Origin of the sequence: Pseudoalteromonas lipolytica (assembly GCF_900116435.1) — a bacterium.
In the GTDB taxonomy this organism is placed as follows: Bacteria; Pseudomonadota; Gammaproteobacteria; order Enterobacterales; family Alteromonadaceae; genus Pseudoalteromonas; species Pseudoalteromonas lipolytica.
Genome location: NZ_FPAZ01000011.1, coordinates 17,234 through 38,451, shown reverse-complemented (window position 1 = coordinate 38,451; position 21,218 = coordinate 17,234). Strand labels below are relative to the sequence as shown.

Here is a 21,218-nt window from a genome sequence, read left to right as displayed (position 1 = left end):
CGTTGCTTAAGAAAAAAACACTTAATCTATCTGAATTTTTGGTGTTACGAAGATTAGCAACTCTCTTTTTTCATTAAATTCACTCGTACTTCTAAACAGCACACCTAAATATGGAATGTCACCTAGTAGAGGTACTTTCTTTGTTGAGTTCACAATTTGTTGTTGAAAAATACCACCGAGTACGACGGTTTGGCCATTTTCAACCAACACTTGTGTTTGGATCTGTTGCGTATCAATAGCGACTGCAGGGCCTGTTGGAGTCTGTACCGTATCGCCTCGTGTATCTTGAGTGATAATAAGGTCAAGAATCACCTTGTTGTCTGGCGTGATATGCGGTGTCACTTCAAGGCTTAATACCGCCTTTTTGAAACTCACCGTTGTTGCACCACTTGAAGCAGCCTCTACATAGGGAATTTCAGTACCTTGCTCAATACGGGCTTTTTGCTGGTTTGCTGTGGTAATACGAGGGCTGGCAATGATTTCACCTTTATTTTCTTCTTCAAGCGCAGTCAGCTCGAGATCAATTAAAGTGCCATTGGCAAGTTTCGCAACATGCATACCAATGCTCCCTGCTGGGTTTGAGATTGGTAAGTTAACATTTAGACGATCAGCGACGTTCGGGATCAAACCATTTGAAATCGTTTCAGCGCCTTCAAGTGTTCCCGCTAAGCCATCAGTGCCTTGCTGGTCACTAAAGCCCCAACGCACACCTAAGTCTTCTTGTACGTTATCACGAACCGTCACCATACGAGACTCAATAACAACTTGTCGCACCGCAATATCAAGCGTATCAACCATACGGCGAACACTCTCTATGCTCTTAGCGGTGTCTTTAATTAATAGTGTATTGGTGCGCTTATCAACCGACACGCTGCCACGTGCAGAAATGATGCTGTTAGTGTCGGTTTTTAATAAATCGGCGAACTCTTCCGCTTTCGCGTAGTTAAGACGAATATATTCACTGTATAAAGGCTCTAGGTCTTCAACTTGCTGTTTTGCTTTTAACTCTTTCGCTTCGCGAGCAGCCAATTCTTCAGACGGTGCCACCATTAAAATGGTGCCATCCATGCGTTTGTCTAAGCCTTTCACTTTTAACACCACGTCGAGTGCTTGATCCCATGGCACACCTTCTAGGCGTAATGTGATGTTACCTGACACTGAGTCGCTGGTGACAAGGTTAAACTCGTTATAGCCTGCGATAATTTGCAGCACAGCACGGACCGGAATATCTTGAAAGTTTAAGGTCATTGGGCGACCTTGGTATTCAATACCGCCATCAAGGTATGCGCGTTGTGAGTCATCTTTTTCGACGGTCAAAGTAAAGATATTTTCGATCTGCTGATGCGTAAATTTAAATGCGGCATTAGGTTCAATTACAATGCGCGTCAAATTATCTTCTTTAAACGTTTCTATCGTGCTAACAACAGTGCCAAAATCAAGAACATCTAATTGATATAATAAATCGTCTAAAATGTCTGTATGGTGAAATTCTGCAACAATTTTACCACCGCTTTCATGTACATCGATTGCCGCTTGCGTATCTTGTAAAAACACAAGTAAGCGCGCTTCGCCTTTATCACCGCGACGAAAATCAATTGATTGCACCGTATTAATGTAATTATTTTTTGCTGATAGCGGATCAGCCGACTCATCGGTGGTGATTGGGTTGTCTGATACGTGTAAAGTGACGATGTTATCTTTCGCAGTCGTTTTATAAATTTTTAAACGCTCTAAAGAAACGGTTACTTTCAAGCCTTGTGATGTCATTGTGCTGCTGACATGTTTAATACCCGCCTGATTTATTTCAACATCGCGGACATTGTTATCTACACCGACATCGCTAAATAACATCTCAATGCGTGCAGGCGAATTGTACACTTGCACTTTTGGCTCAAAGGTAAGGGCCTCATCAAACACTAACTGTAATTGCGTTTCGCCTTTCATCAAGGGGTTATAACGCACATCATAGAGAAGAGGAGCAGCAATCGCTGTCTGCGTCATTAAGAGTGCCAATGCCGCCAACATAAATTTGTGCATGTGTACTAACCAAGCCATTCCTTTATGCATCTTATTTTTACCTTTCATACGATTAACTTGCACCATTTGTATCTGCCTCTAACATTTCTAGTTTTGTCAGACGCTCTTTCCAACAACCAGACCCATCAGGAATTAATTCTAATAATTGTATATAATTGTCGTGCACTTCTTTTATTTCACCATGATACAAACCTAGATAATTACCCTCTGTGACACGATATAGCGTGTCGTCAGCGGCTTTGATCAATGCCCAGGTTCTCCCTTTACTACCGATAGTGCCTTTCATTGACAAGTTATCGAGCGGGTATTTTTCAAGTGGTTGACGAACACGGTCAGGGTCTGGGTGTAAACAGTTTTTAACTTGAACCAAGTTATTTTGAATTATTTCTGGTTTTGGAGCGACAAACGGACTACGTAACTCACCTGCACTGTATTCAAAATATTCAAACTTTGCCATTTGAGGAATAGGCTCAACCTCAGGGGTCGTGCTCGCTTTTACCTGATCAATAAACTCTTTTTGTTCTGAAGTATCATCATTACAGGCGCTGAGAAGCAAGCTCATAACAATAATTAACGGGAGCTTTCTCATTTCTTAGGCCCCCCTTCATAACGGTAGGTTTTTGCCACAACGCTAAAGGTTAATTCATTCTCGTTAGACGTTTGAATGGTAAAATCATGCAAACTCACAATACGTGGTAACTGTGCCACTTTGCCAACAAAGTCACCAAACTCATGATAGGTTCCTATTACCTCAATTTTAATGGGTAATTCGGTGTAAAACTCTTTTTTAATTTCCGGCAACCAGCCAATCTTCAAAAAGGTTAAGCCGCTCGTTGTCCCCACATACGATAAGTCGTCAAGGAGCCCCGGTGTTTCATTCGACGTTGGTAAGCGTTTTAAAAGCTGTGAAAACTTTTCTTCCATGTCGACCATTTGTTGACGATATAACTCTAATTTACTGGCTAAAGCGTATTTTTGTTTGTACGTATTGCGCAGTTCGGTTTCTTTTGCAACCGCGGCGTGATAGCTGGTTATTTCGTCTGACACTAACAAGCTATAGCTGAAATACAACACGATTGCCGCAACAAACGCACAACACAGTGCTTTTACAGCAATGGGCCAATCGCCCATGTTTTCGAGTTCTATTTCATTCCAATCTATTTCAGTTAACGATTTGATATCAAGGCTCATTAGGTGCTTCTCCTATTTTATCAAACGGTTTAACGTAAAAATCCATATTAAAATCACTCAATAGCCTAGATGTTTGTTCACCTGCAACAATGCCTTGCATTACGGGTCGCTCTAACAAATAAGAGCTTTGCACTTGTCGTAACATCGTCGATAAGCGATTGTTAGATTCACTGCGACCAATCACATGAATACGGTCATTTTGGCGCTCAAGCTTGGTAAGATAGACACCCGCTGGCACTATTTTTGCCACTTCATCCATAATCTGCGTACCAAGGTTACGACTACTTTGTAGCTCTTCAATGAGTCGCATGCGTTGTTGAAGGCTTTCTTTTTTCTTATCAAGATCATTAATCTCGCGGATACGCTGATTAAGCAAGGCAATTTCTGTATTTAAGAAATCATTTTTTATATTTTGCCCTTCGCGTAAACCACTATAAAAAGAGCTTAATATATACATACTTAAGAAACTGATAACCACAACTGCAAAAAGTACTGTCACAAATTTATTCTGTGATTCTTTACGTTGTTGTTCGCGCCAAGGCAGTAGGTTTATATGTGGCATGATGAAAAGCTCCTTAACGCCAACCCAGTAGCTATCGCAAACTGCGTTCGGTGACGCTGCAGCACATTGCGATCAACTCTTGGAGAAACCTCAATGTTTGCGAAAGGATCAGCAACCACAGTATGAATTCCTAATTCTTCAATGAGTAAGCGATCTAACCCTTCAATCATCGCCGTGCCACCGGTTAAAACGATATAGTCAACATGATCTTTGCCACTTGTGGTTAAGAACATTTGCACCGCACGTCTTACTTGCTGTAGCAACGATGTTTGGAAAGGTGCCAATACTTCAAAGGTGTAATTAGGCGGCAAATCACCGGTTGTTTTGCCGATTTCAGCTTCATCAAAACTTTTGTTGTAGTAAGCAACAATGCTATTTGTATATTGATCACCACCGAACACTTGGTCACGGGTATAAATAGTTTCACCCGCTTGTACCACGCTCACTAACATCAGCACGGCACCAATATCAACCACAGCAACACACTTATTGTACGCATCGCTTGGCAACTGCTGGTAGTACACATCCATCGTTCGACTAAGTGCATAACTTTCTACATCGACCACTTTAGCTTTTAAATTAGCCGTTTCTAAAGCACCAACGCGTGCCTCAACACTTTCTGTACGGGCAGCTGAGAGCAATACATTAACCTTGCTCGGATCGGCCTCATTAATGGCGAGTTTTTCAAAGTCTATATTTACTTCATCAAGTGGGTACGGTATGAGGCTATCTGCCTCAATTGCAATTTGCGACTCTAATTCAGCATCAGTTAATGATACATCCATGAAAATCACTTTGGTGATCACGGTTTGACCAGACACGGCTACTGCCGCAGCCTGAACAGATTTAGGTATTTTCCTTTTTAATTTAGCGATAACATTGCCAATCGCTTCAATGTCTTGAATTGTACGCTCAGACATTGCTCCCTTTGGCATTGGCTCTATAGCTAACGCCTCAAGTCGCAAACCTGTGTCTGTCTCCTGCAACAACACTGCTTTAATGCAGTGCGATCCAATGTCGATCCCTACCATCATAGATGAAGGCTTTTTAAATAGCTGACTTAGCATGTTTGCAACTTGGCCTTTGTTTTAATAATAAACAAGTTATAATTTTTATCTGAAAAAATATTATTCATTTTTTAATCAATATATACTAGCAGTCTCCGATTCTAATTGGGAGTCCATTTAGGGAAAATATAAGTGATTTTATTAAAACGAACTTTACAATTTATTATCATCTGCTCATTTTTAGGACTAATCACTTTAGTCGGTCTATACTATTACGTTAAACCTGATATTCCTAGCGTTCAGGTACTGAAAGACGTTCAATTACAGACACCTATGCAAGTATTTTCTAGAGATGGTTTATTGATTAACCAATTCGGTGAAAAACGCCGCATTCCGGTCACAATCGATGAAATTCCCCAGCCTTTAATCGATGCTATTTTAGCAACTGAAGATAATCGATTTTATGAACATATTGGTATCGACCCTATCGGTATCATCCGCTCAGCCATTGTACTCATATCTACAGGAGAAAAGAAACAAGGCGCAAGTACTATAACAATGCAACTTGCCCGTAACTTCTTCTTAACTCGTGAAAAAGCATACATCCGTAAAGTGAAAGAGATCTTCATTGCTTTGCACATAGAAAGCATATTAAGCAAAGATGAAATTCTCGAATTATATTTAAATAAAATTGAATTAGGTAACCGCGCATTCGGTATAGGTGCTGCTGCACAAGTGTATTACGGTAAAGAACTGAATGAGCTTACACTGCCTCAAATGGCAATGATTGCAGGTCTCCCCAAAGCGCCTTCGGCTTTAAACCCCATTCGTAACCCTGCACGCGCAAAAAGTCGACGAAATGTTGTTCTTGGCCGTATGTTAACCGAAAAATATATTACCCAGAGTGAATACGAAGAAGCCATTAACGCACCAATTACCGCTAAATTTCATGGGGCAGAAATTGAAGTCTATGCACCGTATATATCTGAAATGGTGCGTGCAGAAATGGTGGCCCGTTACGGCCACGAACGTGCATACAACACCGGTTTTAAAGTATACACCAGTGTTGAGTCTAATATTCAACAAGCAGCCCAAGATGCGCTCGTCGACAATCTACATGCCTACGATATGCGCCATGGATACCGAGGCGCCACCGCGCAGCTTTGGGATAGCAATACGGATAGTCCGCTTAGCGAAGACGCTATTTTAGATAAACTAAAAGACGTGAAAGAGTTTGGCCCTTTACGTGCGGGCGTAGTCACTAATGTTGCTGAGCAATCTGCGCAGGTATTACTAAAAAATGGCGAGCATATAACCCTTGAGTGGGATGGCCTAAAATGGGCACGTAAATACATTACCCGTTATCGCCAAGGTTTTGCACCGAAAACGGCCACCGAAATTCTCAATGCTGGCGAACAAATTTGGCTACGTAAGAATCCAGATGACAGTTATATTTTAAGCCAAGTACCCGAAGCATCAAGCGCCTTAGTATCACTTGACCCTCAAGATGGTCGCATAAAAGCCATTGTGGGAGGGTATAGTTTTGAGCAAAGCCAATATAATCGTGCAGTACAAGCTAAGCGCCAAGTAGGTTCGAATATTAAACCATTTATTTACTCAGCGGCGTTAGAAAATGGCTATACCTTAGCCTCAATCTTAAATGATGCCCCCATTAACCAATGGGACAAAAGCCAAGGTGTTGCATGGCGTCCTAAAAATAGCCCAGCAGTTTACAATGGCCCTATTCGTATTCGTCGTGCTTTAGCACAATCTAAAAACGTTATTTCAGTTCGGTTATTACGCGGTGTTGGTTTAGAGCGCACAGCAGATCATTTATTAAAGTTTGGCTTTTTGAATAGCGACATTAACCGCAGTGAGTCGCTGGCATTAGGGAGTGCCTCTATTACGCCTCTTGAGCTTGCACGCGGCATGAGTGCCTTTGCAAATGGAGGGCACTTAATTACGCCTTATTACATCTCTGAAATTCAAGATTCTGCTGGAACAACTTTATATAAAGCCACACCAGAGCTTGCCTGTGATACCCCAGAGCAAAAGGTCACGCCCGATTTTGCAACACTTGATGATAGCCAACTGGTGGCCACAGAATTAGAACACAATGCTCAGCCTCGCTGCGCGCCTCGTATCATCTCAAAACAAAATGCTTTCTTAATTTCGCAAGCAATGCACAGCGCAATTTGGGGTGGCGGAAGCTGGGCACATAAAACAGGTTGGAGTGGTACTGGCTGGCGTGCACAAGCGCTTGATCGCCGTGATCTAGCAGGTAAAACCGGAACCACGAATGACTCTGTTGATACATGGTTTAGTGGTTTTAATCGCAATGTACTGACCTCTGTGTGGGTTGGCTTTGATAACCCAGGCAACCCACTGGGTCGTTCAACCTACAACAGTAACCTTGATAAGTCACAAATATCAGGGGCTGAATCAGGCGCAAAAACGGCTCAACCAGCTTGGGTTGATTTTATGCGAGTTGCTTTAGATGGTATGCCTGAGGCACCGATTGAGTTTCCAGAAGGCTTAGTGTCTGTGCGCATTGATTTAGCAACAGGGTTACTGAGCCATAAAAATGATTACACCAGTCGCTTTGAGTACTTTATTAAAGGCACCGCTCCGACGAAGTATGTCCTTGAGCAACCGACTAATGTGTTTGAAGAGTCACTTTCTACAGAGGAAGAGCTGTTCTAAACAGTCTTTAACACCTTTATTAGACTAATAAAAAAGCGCCCATTGGGCGCTTTTTGCTTAGCTATTTAAACTAAGATCAGCAAAATTATTTTAAGTTATTCACTAACCAGTAAAGGTCTGAATGAACTCCCGCAGCAGTCACTTCTTTTCCTGCACCAGGGCCTTGAATGACGAGCGCGTTGTCTGTGTACCACTGCGAATTAATCACAAAAATATTATCACCCGGCTTTAAGCTAGCTAATACATCATCGTGTGCAACATTCACTAAGCCAACGGCTGCTTTCGCTTTACCATCAACGAGCGTAATTGCACCGGTGTAGCGAACAACTTTATTTTCGGCCTGTGCAATGGCAGCCTTTTCTTCGATGAATGCATCAAGCAAATGCCTGTTCGCAAGGAAGTCTTGCCAACTTCCTGTTGCCAGTTCTTCAGGCATCAATGGCGTTAATGCAATGTCATCAAGCTCTAAATCTAACCCTAAATCGCGGGCTAAAATAAGTAACTTGCGCTGCATATCTCGGCCAGATAAATCTTCACGCGGGTCAGGTTCGGTGTAGCCCATTTGCTGCGCTTGTAGCACAAGTTCAGTAAACGGAACGTTACCATCATAGCAACTGCACAACCACGACAGCGTCCCCGAAAAAACCCCTTCTATACGATGAATACTATCACCACTATTTTGTAAGTCTGCCAATGCAAAGTTAATTGGTAAGCCGGCCCCTACACTGGTGTTATAACGCCACAACAAATTACGCTCAGCTAAATTAGAGCGCAATGTTTGATACCAATCATTTGCCGCTGTGCCTGCATATTTATTGGCACTAATTAAATGACAATTAAGCTCAACGAGTGCTGGGTATAATTGGCTAAACGCTTCACTGGCGGTGATATCAATCACCACTTTGTGTTCGTAATCAAGTTCGCTAATACGTGTTAGCAGTGTTTCTTTATCGTAGTGTTGGGCTTCACTTTGCCACTGCGCTTGCCACGTTTCTGTGTTCAAGCCACTGGCACTAAATAGCATTTGCTTTGAGCGTAATAATGCCACGACTTTAATCTGGTAATGAGCTGATAACCTAACAAACTGAGCCTGTAACTGTGATAGAAAGACTTCACCAACATTACCCAGCCCAGCCACGATAATAGCCAGTTCTTGACCCTTGTTGACCAATTTATCATGCAACAGGGTCAGTACATCGCTGTCTATAGCTTGATCGTTTAGTAGCAACACATACTGCTGATCTTGTTGTACAAAGCGTGGATGAATACTTTGCTCTTTAAGGAGCGAAATTGCTTGTTCAGCTAACTGGCTCACATCGCTACTTGGTGCCACAACCGCGCAGCCGCTTAAATTAGATTCAACAATATTAGCCCGCCCAGCAAGGTGACTCACCACTTGATGAGTACTGTGCCCTGGTACCAGCAAATAGGTATCACCTTCTTTCACAAAATGATGCAAACTGTGCTGAATTAGCTGACTCAGCTCCCCCACTTCACCTGTGCTTAGCGTATCAACACGCAGTAAATCGATATTATCTAAGGTCGTAATAAAACGCTTCGCCTTGCTATACCCTTCTTTTACAACCTCAGTTGGGCTGGCATCACAATCAAAGCTACTTCTTACAACAAGTTTAATGTCGCTGTCTTTAAGCGGTGATAAGGTTTTTGCATGTAAAACAGGGTTACCTAAGCGAGCCAATAAATTAGCTTGCTCTCGGCACACTTTTGCGTATTTAACGGCGTTTTTCACCTTACGAGGGTCTGTACTGAATACACCTTGGGTATCAGTCCAAATAGACACTTGCTTGGCAAAGGTATAGCTTGCTAACAAGGTCGCACTGTAGTCACTGCCATTACGACCCAGTGTTACCGTCTTACCCTGACAATCTGCAGCGATAAAGCCTGTCACCACATTGATCTTTACTTTACTGATCGCATCGGTGCATTGCTGTTGATTCTTTTGATGCAATAGTTGGCCATCATTTAATGTAAATAACTGCCGTGCATCCACATCCTGTGCTGCCACACCCAGCTGATTTAGATAGCCCGCTAATAAACGCGCAGACCATACTTCTCCATGTGCTAGCAACACGGCTTCTTGTAGTTGCTGTTTAGCAATAAGTATATTTAATAGCGCCAGCTCATCTTTTAATTGTGCCAATGCCTGCTGCTTGTTTTTTGCTACTAACAGCTGCTCTATTAAGGCGCGCTGATTATTATCAATCAGCAATAAAATATCACTAACCGCTTGGTTATCTTGCTGTTGATAACTTTGCCAAAGTTTTACCAAGGTGTCGGTTGTTTTGCCCGATGCAGACACCACCACACAATCACCTTGCTGCGTATTTGCTAAAACAATATTTGCCACAGCATGATAACGCTCTGCAGAGCTTAAGCTTGAGCCACCAAATTTATGAACAATATTTACCATTTTTCTACCACAATGCCGTATGTGCTGGCGTTAACTTAAAAGTGCTGCTTTGTTGCGTATTGGCTTGCGTGTGCGTTTGCTTCGCGTTGCTCTGAGTGGCTTGCTGCCCCTGACCTGGTTTAACTAAATTGAAAACACGGTCTAAATCGGCAATTAAATCTTTTACATCCTCAATGCCAACAGAGATACGAATTAACGTATCACCCACCCCTGCTTCTAAGCGAGCTTTTGCCTCCATTCCAGCATGAGTCATGGTCGCAGGGTGACAAATTAAACTCTCAACGCCCCCCAATGATTCGGCTAAGCTAAACTCTTTAAGGCCTGTTAGAAAAGCCGCAGCATCATTAATGTCGCCTTTAATATCAAAACTCACCATGCCACCAAAACCGCGTTGCTGTGCTTTAGCGAGCGCATGCTGAGGATGAGAAGCGAGACCGGGATAATATACTTGGCTCACAAACGGTGAATCTTCTAAATATTCTGCAATTGCAAACGCATTCTCTTGGTGCTGTTTTAAACGCACATTTAAAGTGCGTAAACCACGCAGAGTAAGATAACTATCAAACGGTGCACCCGTAATACCAATATTATTTGCCCACCAAGCCAGTTCATCACCCAACTCTTGCGTTGCTGCAATAACAGCACCGCCAACCACATCAGAGTGACCGTTAATGTATTTAGTCGTTGAATGCACGACTATATCAACACCAAACTCAATCGGGTTTTGCAAGGCCGGCGATAAAAACGTGTTATCAGCCGCAACAAGTGCACCGGATTGTTTAGCAATGGCGGTAATCGCTTTAATATCTGTTAGGCGTAAAATGGGGTTACTGGGTGTTTCAATCCAGATCAGTTTAGGTTTTATCGCTAAGATTTCTTGGTGATTTTCAGCTTTTGTTAAATCAAGCACTTTTAGTTTCAGTAAACCGCGCTTCTCTAATGAGGTAAATAAACGATAGCTACCGCCGTAACAGTCATGTGGAATAACCAAGGTATCATCGCTATTCAAAAGCTGTGTCGTTAAGTGAACAGCCGCCATGCCTGTCGCAGTAATAATGCCTTTAGCTCCGCCCTCTAGTTCAGCGAGTGTTTCGGCTAAAATATCACGGTTAGGGTTACCACTGCGGCCATAGTCATATTGGCGCTTAGTATCAAAATCAGCGAACGAATAAGTGGTTGATAAGTAAATTGGTGGAACGACTGCACCGTGGTGTTTATCGGCTTCAATGCCATGACGAACAGCAATCGTCGCTTTATTTTTTTCACTCATTTCATCACCTACTTAGAATTGGATGTTTAGACGTCTAAAAGGTTAGATGATCAAATATGAGAAGTCAAAGCATTTATCGCCATTACATAGAAGTTTATACATTTACACGACTAGATGGCTAAATAACTAGTATTTGACTATCTTTTTTAAAGCGATAGAATTTCCGCATCTTGCGCTGTGGATAAGGCGTAAACAACTGACAACCGAGGCAACGAAACAACTTATGGCTAAATGGAACGGTGAATACATTCACCCATATGCAGAACACGGTAAAAAATCAGAGCAAGTAAAAAAAATTACCGTATCAATTCCGCTGAACGTATTAAAAGTATTAACTGATGAGCGCACGCGTCGTCAGATTAATAATCTTCGTCATGCCACTAACAGTGAGCTACTGTGCGAAGCCTTTTTACACGCTTTTACAGGTCAACCATTACCGAATGATGACGACCTTCGTAAAGATAACCCTGAAAAAGTACCTGAAGAAGTAAAAAGAATTATGCAAGAAATGGGGTTAGATATCCCCGTACTTGATTCAGAGTAAATATTTCGGCCACCGGATCGTAGCCGATTTCTCAGACATAAAAAAACTCAGCCTTGGCTGAGTTTTTTATTTGCAGTTAGTTATACCTACCCGCTTAATCAAACGAATAGGTACCTAATTATTTAACGCATGTAGTTTTCTGGCATGTCAATTTGCGCCACACCAGACTCAACGGCTGCTTCTGCAACAGCACGTGCAATACGTGGTAATAAGCGTGGGTCCATTGGTTTTGGAATAATGTACTCAGCACCAAACTCAAGTGAATCAACACCCGACGCCTTAAGCACTTCGTTAGGCACAGGCTCTTTCGCAATACTACGAATAGCATGCACCGCTGCAATTTTCATTTCATCATTGATTGATGTCGCACGCACATCAAGCGCACCGCGGAAAATGAATGGGAAACACAATACATTATTAACCTGATTAGGGTAATCAGAACGCCCTGTTGCCATAATTAAATCATTACGTGCACCGTGTGCAACAGCTGGCGCGATTTCTGGATCAGGGTTTGAACATGCAAAAACCACCGGCTTATCTGCCATCAGTTTTAAATCTTCAGCGGTTAATAAGTTAGGGCCAGATACACCAACAAATACATCAGCATCGGCTATCACATCTTGCAAAGTGCGCTTATCGGTATTGTTAGCAAATAGCAATTTATACTCGTTTAAGTCATCTCGACGTGTATGGATCACGCCTTTGCGGTCAAGCATATAAATGTGCTCACGCAATGCACCACATTTAATAAGTAGTTCCATACATGCAACCGCTGCTGCACCGGCACCTAAACACACGATAATCGCGTCTTCGATATCTTTACCCTGTACTTCAAGCGCATTTAGCATGCCTGCTGCTGTTACGATTGCAGTACCATGTTGGTCATCGTGGAAAACAGGGATGCTACAACGCTCAATAAGCGCTTTTTCAATTTCGAAACACTCTGGCGCTTTAATATCTTCTAGGTTGATACCACCAAACGTATCGGCAATATTTGCAACAGTATTAATGAAGTCTTCTGTCGTGCGGTGTTTTACTTCGATATCTATCGAGTCTAAACCTGCAAAGCGTTTAAATAAAAGTGCTTTACCTTCCATCACAGGTTTTGATGCAAGCGGACCTAAATTGCCTAAGCCTAAAATTGCGGTACCGTTTGAAATAACCGCAACCATATTACCTTTGCCGGTGTATTTATAGGCATTTGCTGGATCGGCTGCTATCTCACGGACGGGCTCTGCGACACCTGGACTATATGCTAGAGCGAGATCATTAACCGTTTCTGCTGGTTTAGTTAGTTCTACACTAATTTTACCTGGAACGGGGTGAGCGTGGTAATGTAATGCTTGTTCACGAAAATCTGACATAACGCGATAGTATCCTGCAATAAGTTAAAAAGTGAGAGGGCTTGCATCTGTACGATACCTGTAATATATAAAAATTCCAAGTATTATCAGGTCTATCCTGTTATATGCTATATCGCTTAATTTTAAAGGATTTCCCAACAATTTCTGCACATAGTTTTAATTCACAACAGATAAAAATTCATCTATTTGTGGCCATTTAAGCACCTGTTTTTGTATTTTATAGGCACGAACACAGCAAATAACCGAAACTTAGCAAAGTAAGCAACTTTAACGAACTTAACAGCATTTATAGGTGAAGTTCATATAAATTGTTACTTTTTACAACTTTTGGAATCATTTATATCATTCAAAATATAGCGAAGGGATCACTATTTGTCTGCATTATTAGCGATATATTGGGCATAACAAGCAGAAATAGTTATGCACATAAAGCGTGTAGGCATGGGATATAAAAAAGAATGGTTCTGAATTTCAGGCATAAAAAAAGCACCCAAAGGGTGCTTCTTTCAACTAAACAGCAGATATTACTTCTTGCTGCTAAGTGCACCGAAGCGCTTGTTGAAACGATCAACACGGCCGCCAGTGTCTAAAATCTTTTGCTTACCAGTGTAAAACGGGTGACACTCAGAACATACGTCTAAGTGGATGTCTTTACATAAAGTAGAGCTAGTTTCGAATTTGTTACCACATGAACAAGTTGCAGTGATAGCTTCGTACTTAGGGTGAATACCTTCTTTCATAGGAACCTCTAGTTAAGGCCGCATCGCTCTCCAAACCCGAAGTCTGGCACCATACGTCGTTAATACAATTAATAGGTCGCGTATTTTATAGCTCAAGCAGCCTCTCGACAAGCTTTAAATTCATCTTTAGCTAAAAAAATAAACAAGTCATCAAACGTTCAGTATTTGTTGGTAGGTTTTTAGCACTAATTTTAGTACATTAGCAACACACGCTATTTTTTCTATTCTTAATTCAGTTGAGTTGTTATGCACTTTGTAGAAGTTGCCATAAAAGTCCCTTTACAGCGTACCTTCGATTATAAAGTTGAGCAGCTGCTACATAGCCCTGAGCTGCGAGTAGGCATGCGTGTGCGTGTGCCTTTTGGCTCTCAAAAAAAGATAGCAGTCGTACTGGCAATCAAAACCAGTACCTATGTACCCGAAGATAAAATTAAAGCCATTATTGATGTTATAGACGATGCCCCTATTTTATCTGAGCAACACTTAGCACTGCTAAAATTTACTGCTCGCTATTACTGCTACCCACTTGGTGAAACAATTCATACAGCGCTTCCAGCGGCACTACGCCAAGGTGAATGCCCAGACAAAACCAGTATAAATATGGTTGAACTCACCGACAAAGGTGCAAAATTACCTTCACTCAAAGCAAAAACACAACTTAATTTGCTGAAGCAGCTAGCGCAGTCAGGCAAGTCATCTTTAACCGAATTAAAAGCACTCGGCTTTAATAAAAAAACCATTGATAGCTTGCTCGAAAAAGAACTCATTAAACAGTTTATCGAACATGATAACCAATGGCAGCAACGCGCCCCAACAATTGGCAGTAAACCAACCCTAAACAAAGAACAAGCCGTTGCATGCACAACGATTAATCAAGCAAGTGGGTTCACCTGTTTTTTACTTGAAGGCGTTACCGGCAGTGGTAAAACAGAAGTGTATTTACAGTGCCTTGAAGAGGTTCTAAAAAAAGGCCAGCAAGCACTGGTGTTAGTGCCCGAAATTGGGCTAACACCACAAACCGTTAATCGTTTTCGCCGTCGCTTTCCCGATACCCCTATTATGCTTTGGCATTCAGCATTAACCGACAACGAGCGCTTGCAAACATGGCGTTTCTGCGAAAAAGGCAGCTGCGCCATTGTTATCGGCACCCGTTCGAGTATTTTCTTACCTTTTTTATCACTTGGTATGATCATTGTTGATGAAGAGCACGACAGCTCGTTTAAGCAACAAGATACGCTGCGTTATCATGCTCGCGATTTAGCAGCCTACAGAGCTTATCAACAGCAAATACCCTTGATACTAGGTAGCGCAACTCCCGCTCTCGAAACGTTACATAAAGCAATAAATAACAAGTACCAACTATTGAGCTTAACGGAGCGTGCGCAAACCAGCACTGATAACCAATTTCACTTAATGGATATGAAAGGCCAACCCGAACAAGCCGGTATTGCCCATGCAAGTTTGGCCTATATGCGTCAACATCTTGAGCGCGGCAAGCAAGTCATGGTGTTTTTAAATCGACGCGGCTTTTCTCCCACACTCATATGTCATGAGTGTGGCTGGTTAAGTGAGTGCTCACGTTGCAGTACCAGTGCCACATTCCACAAAGCAATTGGACAAATGATCTGCCATCATTGCTCCGAGCAGCATGCAGTGCCCCATCAATGCCCCGATTGTGGCAGCACACAGATTTTTCCTAATGGTAAAGGCACGGAACAAATTGAAGAGTTTTTAGCAGAAACTTTCCCTGATATACCCATTAGCCGCATTGACCGAGATTCAACTCGTCGTAAAGGCAGCTTAGAAAAAGCCCTCGACGACATAAATCAAGGGGGGGCGCGTATTTTGGTGGGCACGCAAATGCTTGCGAAAGGCCATCATTTTGCCGATGTCAGTTTAGTGCTTATTTTAGATGTTGATAGTGGTTTGTACTCGTGTGATTTTCGCGCTACAGAACATTTAGCACAGCTTGTCACTCAGGTTGCAGGCCGTGCAGGACGCAGTGGTGAACCGGGACAAGTACTGTTACAAACTCACTTTCCTGAGCACCCACTATTGCAAGATTTAGTGAATAATGGCTATCAAGATTTTGCGCGCTATGCCCTTGCAGAACGAGAAGATGCTCAGCTCCCCCCCATAACAAACATGGCAATTGTGCGTGCCGAAGGACATAACATAAATCAAGTCATGGATTTTTTAACTGATTTGGTTCCTGTCCAGAACATATCTGGTATACAATTGCTCGGACCGATCCCTGCGCCATTGGAGCGTGTAGCAGGTAAATATCGGTTTCAGTTACATATTCAAGCGCTGGAGCGCTCCCACTTACACCAATATTTAGCGCAAATGGTTGACTATATAAGCACCAGTAAATTAGCGCAAAAGGTGCGTTGGAGCTTAGACGTTGATCCAATAGATATGATTTAAAGGCCAATAAAAAAGTCATGGCACAACACGATTACATAAATAAAAAACCATCAAATCGAAATAATAAAAAACAAGCCCCGGCAAAAAAGCCGTTCCCTATTGTTCTTGTCTTTGTCGCCCTTATTTTGCTGGGTGGGTTTGGGTATGGTTTATGGTATATCAAACATAATGCCGATCCTGAACTTGTTGAGCAGCAAGCTAATCCAACAAAATCAGAAGAAGAAAAGGTTATTCCAAAACCGAAACCACCCGAGTTTATTAAAGAAATAAAAGAACACGAAATTCAGGTTGAAGTAAAAGAGATTGAGCAAAAAGGCCCTTATGTAATGCAATGCGGCTCTTTTAGAACGCTGGAACAAGCTCAAACCTTAAAAGCGAAGATTGCATTTGCAGGCTTAGTGTCTGAAGTTAAACGCGTAGAAGGCAGTAATGGCATTTGGTATAAAGTGCGTTTAGGCCCTTACGAAACCAAACGTCTGGCAGAAAGCGACAAAAACAAACTCAAGCGCATTAAAATAATGGGCTGTGGAATTTGGCTTTGGACTTGATTTTAGCTCATTCACCCATATAAACACCTCATCAATCGCTTTTTACGAGCGGCTTCGCCGCTCGATGATGAGGAATAATCATGACTACTATTGTAAGTGTTCGCCGCGACGACAAGGTCGTTATTGGTGGCGATGGCCAGGTTTCACTTGGTAACACCGTAATGAAGGGCAACGCCCGCAAAGTTCGACGTCTTTATAATGGCAAAGTAATCGCTGGTTTTGCTGGCGGTACTGCTGATGCCTTCACCCTTTTCGAACGCTTTGAAAGCAAACTAGAAATGCACCAAGGTAACCTCACCAAGGCCGCAGTAGAAATGGCCAAAGATTGGCGAAGTGACCGCGCACTCAGAAAGCTTGAAGCGCTACTGGCCGTTGCTGACGAAACCGCCTCGTTGATCATCACCGGTAATGGTGACGTAGTACAACCAGAGAACGACCTTATCGCCATTGGCAGTGGTGGTAACTTCGCACAATCTGCTGCGACAGCCCTGCTTGAAAATACCGACCTAAGTGCCCGTGAAATTGTAGAGAAAAGCCTAACAATTGCAGGCAACATCTGTGTATTCACGAATAATTTCCAAACTATTGAAGAATTGTAATAGGAACTGCCATGTCTGAGATGACTCCAAGAGAAATCGTTCACGAGCTTGATCAACACATTATTGGCCAAGCAAAAGCTAAAAAAGCAGTTTCAATCGCACTGCGTAATCGCTGGCGTCGCATGCAGCTTAGCGACGAATTACGCGCTGAGGTTACGCCAAAAAATATCTTAATGATTGGCCCTACCGGTGTCGGTAAAACCGAAATTGCACGTCGCCTTGCTAAACTAGCTAATGCGCCTTTCATTAAAGTCGAAGCAACAAAATTCACTGAAGTGGGTTATGTTGGTAAAGAAGTTGAGACGATCATTCGTGATCTAGTTGATATCTCAATCAAAATGACCCGTGAACAACAAACCAAAAAATTCAAGCACCGAGCTGAAGAAGCGGCAGAAGAGCGTATTCTCGACGCCCTACTACCACCAGCACGTGATACGTTTGGTGAATCACGTTCTGATGAAAACTCTTCGACACGTCAGTCGTTCCGTAAAAAGTTACGTGAAGGCCAATTAGACGATAAAGAAATCGATATTGATGTTGCACAAGCACAGCCTAACGTTGAGATCATGGCTCCGCCTGGTATGGAAGAAATGACCAACCAGTTACAAAGCATGTTCCAAAACATGGGCGGTGATAAGCGCAGTAAGCGCAAGCTGAAAATCAAAGAAGCTTTCAAGCTATTAGTTGAAGAAGAAGCCGCTAAACTTGTTAACCCTGAAGAGTTAAAAGAGCAAGCTATCTTTGCTGTAGAGCAAAACGGCATCGTATTTATCGACGAAATCGATAAAATCTGTAAGCGTGGCGAAGCGTCAGGCCCAGATGTAAGCCGCGAAGGTGTTCAACGCGATTTACTGCCATTAATCGAAGGCTCAACAGTGAGCACTAAACACGGTATGGTTAAGACTGACCACATGTTATTTATTGCATCTGGTGCATTCCAAATGGCAAAACCGTCAGACATGATCCCAGAGCTACAAGGTCGTTTACCGATTCGCGTAGAGCTAGAAGCGTTAACCGCCGATGACTTTAAACGTATCCTTACAGAGCCACATGCATCGCTTACAGAGCAGCAACGCGAACTGTTGAAAACAGAGCAGGTTAACGTTGATTTCACTGAAGACGCAATTGAGCGTATTGCTAAAGCCGCATGGCAAGTAAACGAAAAAACCGAAAACATCGGTGCACGTCGCTTACACACTGTGATGGAAAAGCTAATGGAAGAAATTTCATTCGATGCTTCTGAAAAAGCGGGTTCAACGCTCACAATTGATGCTAATTACGTCGAGCAGCACCTAGGCGCATTGGTTGAAGACGAAGATTTAAGTCGCTTTATTCTTTAATCACTAAATTATCGTTATAATTAAAAGCCTCCTGTTGGAGGCTTTTTTGTTAGCTTAAAAATCAATGATAGGGTTTACTATGAAAGAAGTGACGAAAGTGCATTATCACAGCGTAAGCAAAGTACTAGACGTTTACTTTGACGATGAGTCGAGTGCTTGCTTTAGTGCAGAGTTCTTACGTGTTCACTCACCCTCAGCCGAAGTACAAGGCCATGGTAATGAGCCCATGAAGCTGGTACTAAATAAGCACCAAGTAAGCATTAGCAAAATTGAGCCAGTTGGTCATTATGCGCTTCGTTTAGTATTTAGCGATAATCACAACAGCGGCTTATACAGCTGGCATTATTTAGCCGATTTACAGGCTAATAAAGACTCACTTTGGCAACAATACCAAACCCGTGTCCATGAGCACGAAGCGAATAAAGACAGCGTACCAATAAAGTTTGTACCTTAGTTTTATTAGCGCCACCTAAAACAAAAAAGCGCGACAAAATTGCGCGCTTTTAAATTTATCTGTTACTGAATCCCTACACTTTAAACTTATCAATTGCTTGGTACAGCACGCGAGCCTGCTCAGAGACTTCCTCGCTGGTTTGTGCATTAGTGACTGCATGTCCAGAGGCTTGTTGAGCAATATCTCGAATACGCACCACGTTTTTGTTAACCTCAGAAGCCACCTGACTTTGCTCGTCAATCGCCGTCGCAATGTGCGTACTCATATCCATAATCGTTTGCACGTCTTCAGTGATAGAGCGTAGTAACTCACCTGCTTTCGTTGCCTGAGCGGCACTTTCGCCACCTTGATTACGGCACTGCTGCATAATACTGACAACTTCTCGGGTACGCCCTTGCAAGGTCGTAATAATGCTTTCAATTTCTTGAGTTGAGTCTTGTGTACGTTGTGCAAGCGAGCGAACTTCGTCAGCAACCACAGCAAAACCGCGTCCCTGTTCACCGGCCCTCGCCGCTTCGATTGCAGCATTCAGTGCGAGTAAATTCGTTTGTTCAGCAATGCCACGGATCACATCAAGCACCGAGCCAATCGTTTCGGCATCTTTTTCTAATTGCGACACAACACTCGAAGCATTTCCAAGCGACTCAGATAAATGATTAATCTGTACGACCGTTGACTCAACTTCTGAGCGACCTTGTTGGGCACTTAAATTGGTTGACTCTGCTTTTTTAGCCGCTGCTTCGGTATTATGCGAAATATCTTGAATGGTTGCCTGCATTTCAGTTGCAGCAGTTGCAACCATATCGGCTTCATGCAGCTGCTCTTGCATACCCGAACTGGTTGCTGATGTGGTTTCTGATAAATGTTCAGTCGCGATATTAAGCGTACTCAGTGCCGTGTTAACTTCGTAAATCAGCTTTTTAAAATCACCAATTAAGCTGTTAAAATCAACCGTCATAATCGTCACTTCGTCTTTGCCCGACTGCTCAATCGAAATACTTAAATCGTTACTACGACGAATCTCATTAATTGTATGGTATACACGCTCAATAGGCTGAATAATTGAACGGCTGGTAAAGTAAACCAAAATCATCACAACAGCACTTGCAATAATAAACACCATTAAAGCAATTAACTGTGCTTGCGATGCGCTTGATTCAACAAATGTTTTTGTCTCATCGGTCAGTTCAGAAACAATGGCATCACTCATCTCAACGCTTTGCTTCATTTTACCCAAGGCACCCGAATCTAAGTCTAGACCGAGTAAGACTTGTGCATCGACGAGTGCTTTAAATTTAGTTTGATAGGTCGACAAAAGAGCCAGTAATTGACTTTCGTAGTTACCATCAAGCTCAGCTACTTTAATGGCGGACTCAAAATCAGCGACTAATTCATCAAACTTGGTCAGATATTTTGTGTCAAATCGCAGCATAAAATCTTTTTCGGCGCGGCGTAACTGCAACATGTAAGTGAGTAAACGGTAATCTTCGCGCTCACTTAATAGTGTTTCGACTTGATGCACAGCGTTACGCAAATCACCATAAAGCGCATCTTTTGGGTGTAAACCTATTTGTTTTTGTAACTCTACAACGCTGTTAAAATCATCGTAGTACACTTTAGCTAGACGTCTAAACTCGCCTAACTTATCTGTGTTCATCGATAAATCGTTTAGCAATTCATCTAATCGCGCCATTTTTGTTTTAAGTTGTGTGTACTCATTTTCAAATAAGCTAAGGCTGTTTACATCTTTGTAAAACAGAAAGTTTTTCTCATGCTTACGCATAGAAAGCTCATGAATATCAAGCTCCTCCGCATTTTGAATTGTCTCATTGAGTTTTAGCATCGTGCGAGACTCAAAGATAATGACACATAGCATCACAATCATTGCAAGACCAACAACTAACGCGTTTAATTGTAAACGACGTTTTATAGTTAAGTTTTGTAATACATTCATTCAGAGCGCCCTATAGATACATGCATATAAGAGTATAGCTAAACTAT

17 protein-coding genes are annotated in these 21,218 nt (G+C 42.3%); 7 read left to right on the top strand and 10 right to left on the bottom strand.

Annotated elements, in window-relative coordinates; genetic code table 11:
* Positions 1 to 21: 21 nt before the first annotated feature.
* Genes BM378_RS12690 through BM378_RS12670 form a run of 5 tightly spaced genes read right to left on the bottom strand, consistent with a single transcriptional unit; the run spans position 22 to position 4,857 of the window.
* Complete coding sequence (locus BM378_RS12690; RefSeq protein ID WP_065978298.1) at positions 22 to 2,103, bottom strand: type IV pilus secretin PilQ; 2,082 nt, start codon at positions 2,101 to 2,103, stop codon at positions 22 to 24.
* On the bottom strand, positions 2,090 to 2,626 hold the full coding sequence (locus tag BM378_RS12685; RefSeq protein ID WP_036973194.1) for a pilus assembly protein PilP: 537 nt from the start codon (positions 2,624 to 2,626) through the stop codon (positions 2,090 to 2,092). The genes BM378_RS12690 and BM378_RS12685 overlap by 14 nt, the downstream gene beginning before the upstream one ends.
* Entirely contained in the window at positions 2,623 to 3,228 is a 606-nt protein-coding gene (locus BM378_RS12680) for a type IV pilus inner membrane component PilO (protein ID WP_036973195.1), read from the bottom strand. Before BM378_RS12680 ends, BM378_RS12685 begins: the two co-directional genes overlap by 4 nt.
* Entirely contained in the window at positions 3,218 to 3,790 is a 573-nt protein-coding gene (locus BM378_RS12675; RefSeq protein ID WP_074989341.1) for a PilN domain-containing protein, read from the bottom strand. Before BM378_RS12675 ends, BM378_RS12680 begins: the two co-directional genes overlap by 11 nt.
* Entirely contained in the window at positions 3,778 to 4,857 is a 1,080-nt protein-coding gene (locus BM378_RS12670) for a pilus assembly protein PilM (RefSeq protein WP_074989340.1), read from the bottom strand. The genes BM378_RS12675 and BM378_RS12670 overlap by 13 nt, the downstream gene beginning before the upstream one ends.
* 132 nt (positions 4,858 to 4,989) lie before the next feature.
* Between BM378_RS12670 and BM378_RS12665 the strand changes: the two genes are divergently transcribed.
* Positions 4,990 to 7,500: a penicillin-binding protein 1A gene (locus BM378_RS12665; RefSeq protein WP_074989339.1), complete on the top strand. Its 2,511-nt coding sequence runs from the start codon at positions 4,990 to 4,992 to the stop codon at positions 7,498 to 7,500.
* A gap of 85 nt (positions 7,501 to 7,585) precedes the next feature.
* Here the strand turns inward: BM378_RS12665 and metL are convergent, their stop codons facing one another.
* Together metL and metB are read right to left on the bottom strand one after the other, a co-directional pair.
* Complete coding sequence (gene metL, locus BM378_RS12660; RefSeq protein ID WP_074989338.1) at positions 7,586 to 9,931, bottom strand: bifunctional aspartate kinase/homoserine dehydrogenase II; 2,346 nt, start codon at positions 9,929 to 9,931, stop codon at positions 7,586 to 7,588.
* Positions 9,932 to 9,935: 4 nt separating this feature from the next.
* A complete protein-coding gene (gene metB, locus BM378_RS12655) occupies positions 9,936 to 11,201 on the bottom strand; it encodes a cystathionine gamma-synthase (protein WP_074989337.1) in 1,266 nt (421 codons plus the stop codon).
* 223 nt (positions 11,202 to 11,424) lie between these two features.
* On the opposite strand from metB, the gene metJ reads away from it, so the two are divergent.
* The gene (gene metJ, locus BM378_RS12650) at positions 11,425 to 11,745 is read left to right on the top strand and encodes a met regulon transcriptional regulator MetJ (protein WP_036973203.1); all 321 of its coding nucleotides are present in this window, start codon (positions 11,425 to 11,427) and stop codon (positions 11,743 to 11,745) included.
* A 122-nt stretch (positions 11,746 to 11,867) separates the two neighbouring features.
* On the opposite strand, the gene BM378_RS12645 is transcribed toward metJ, so the two are convergent.
* The gene (locus tag BM378_RS12645) at positions 11,868 to 13,109 is read right to left on the bottom strand and encodes a malic enzyme-like NAD(P)-binding protein (protein WP_065978294.1); all 1,242 of its coding nucleotides are present in this window, start codon (positions 13,107 to 13,109) and stop codon (positions 11,868 to 11,870) included.
* A gap of 524 nt (positions 13,110 to 13,633) precedes the next feature.
* Entirely contained in the window at positions 13,634 to 13,849 is a 216-nt protein-coding gene (gene rpmE, locus BM378_RS12640; RefSeq protein WP_036973208.1) for a 50S ribosomal protein L31, read from the bottom strand.
* Positions 13,850 to 14,095: 246 nt separating this feature from the next.
* On the opposite strand from rpmE, the gene priA reads away from it, so the two are divergent.
* The 5 genes from priA to BM378_RS12615 all read left to right on the top strand — a co-directional run bounded on the left by priA (position 14,096) and on the right by BM378_RS12615 (position 19,217).
* Positions 14,096 to 16,276, top strand: a complete 2,181-nt coding sequence (priA, locus tag BM378_RS12635) for a primosomal protein N' (protein WP_074989336.1) — start codon at positions 14,096 to 14,098, stop codon at positions 16,274 to 16,276.
* Between the two features lie 17 nt (positions 16,277 to 16,293).
* A complete protein-coding gene (locus BM378_RS12630; protein WP_065978292.1) occupies positions 16,294 to 16,824 on the top strand; it encodes an SPOR domain-containing protein in 531 nt (176 codons plus the stop codon).
* An 80-nt stretch (positions 16,825 to 16,904) separates the two neighbouring features.
* A complete protein-coding gene (gene hslV / locus BM378_RS12625) occupies positions 16,905 to 17,423 on the top strand; it encodes an ATP-dependent protease subunit HslV (protein ID WP_008115012.1) in 519 nt (172 codons plus the stop codon).
* An 11-nt stretch (positions 17,424 to 17,434) separates the two neighbouring features.
* Positions 17,435 to 18,763 carry an ATP-dependent protease ATPase subunit HslU gene (gene hslU, locus BM378_RS12620; protein WP_036973213.1) on the top strand — a complete coding sequence of 443 codons (1,329 nt, stop codon included), beginning with the start codon at positions 17,435 to 17,437 and terminating at the stop codon, positions 18,761 to 18,763.
* Positions 18,764 to 18,842: 79 nt separating this feature from the next.
* Positions 18,843 to 19,217: a gamma-butyrobetaine hydroxylase family protein gene (locus BM378_RS12615; RefSeq protein WP_074989335.1), complete on the top strand. Its 375-nt coding sequence runs from the start codon at positions 18,843 to 18,845 to the stop codon at positions 19,215 to 19,217.
* A gap of 73 nt (positions 19,218 to 19,290) precedes the next feature.
* Here the strand turns inward: BM378_RS12615 and BM378_RS12610 are convergent, their stop codons facing one another.
* Complete coding sequence (locus BM378_RS12610; RefSeq protein WP_074989334.1) at positions 19,291 to 21,171, bottom strand: methyl-accepting chemotaxis protein; 1,881 nt, start codon at positions 21,169 to 21,171, stop codon at positions 19,291 to 19,293.
* Between the last annotated feature and the right edge of the window lie 47 nt (positions 21,172 to 21,218).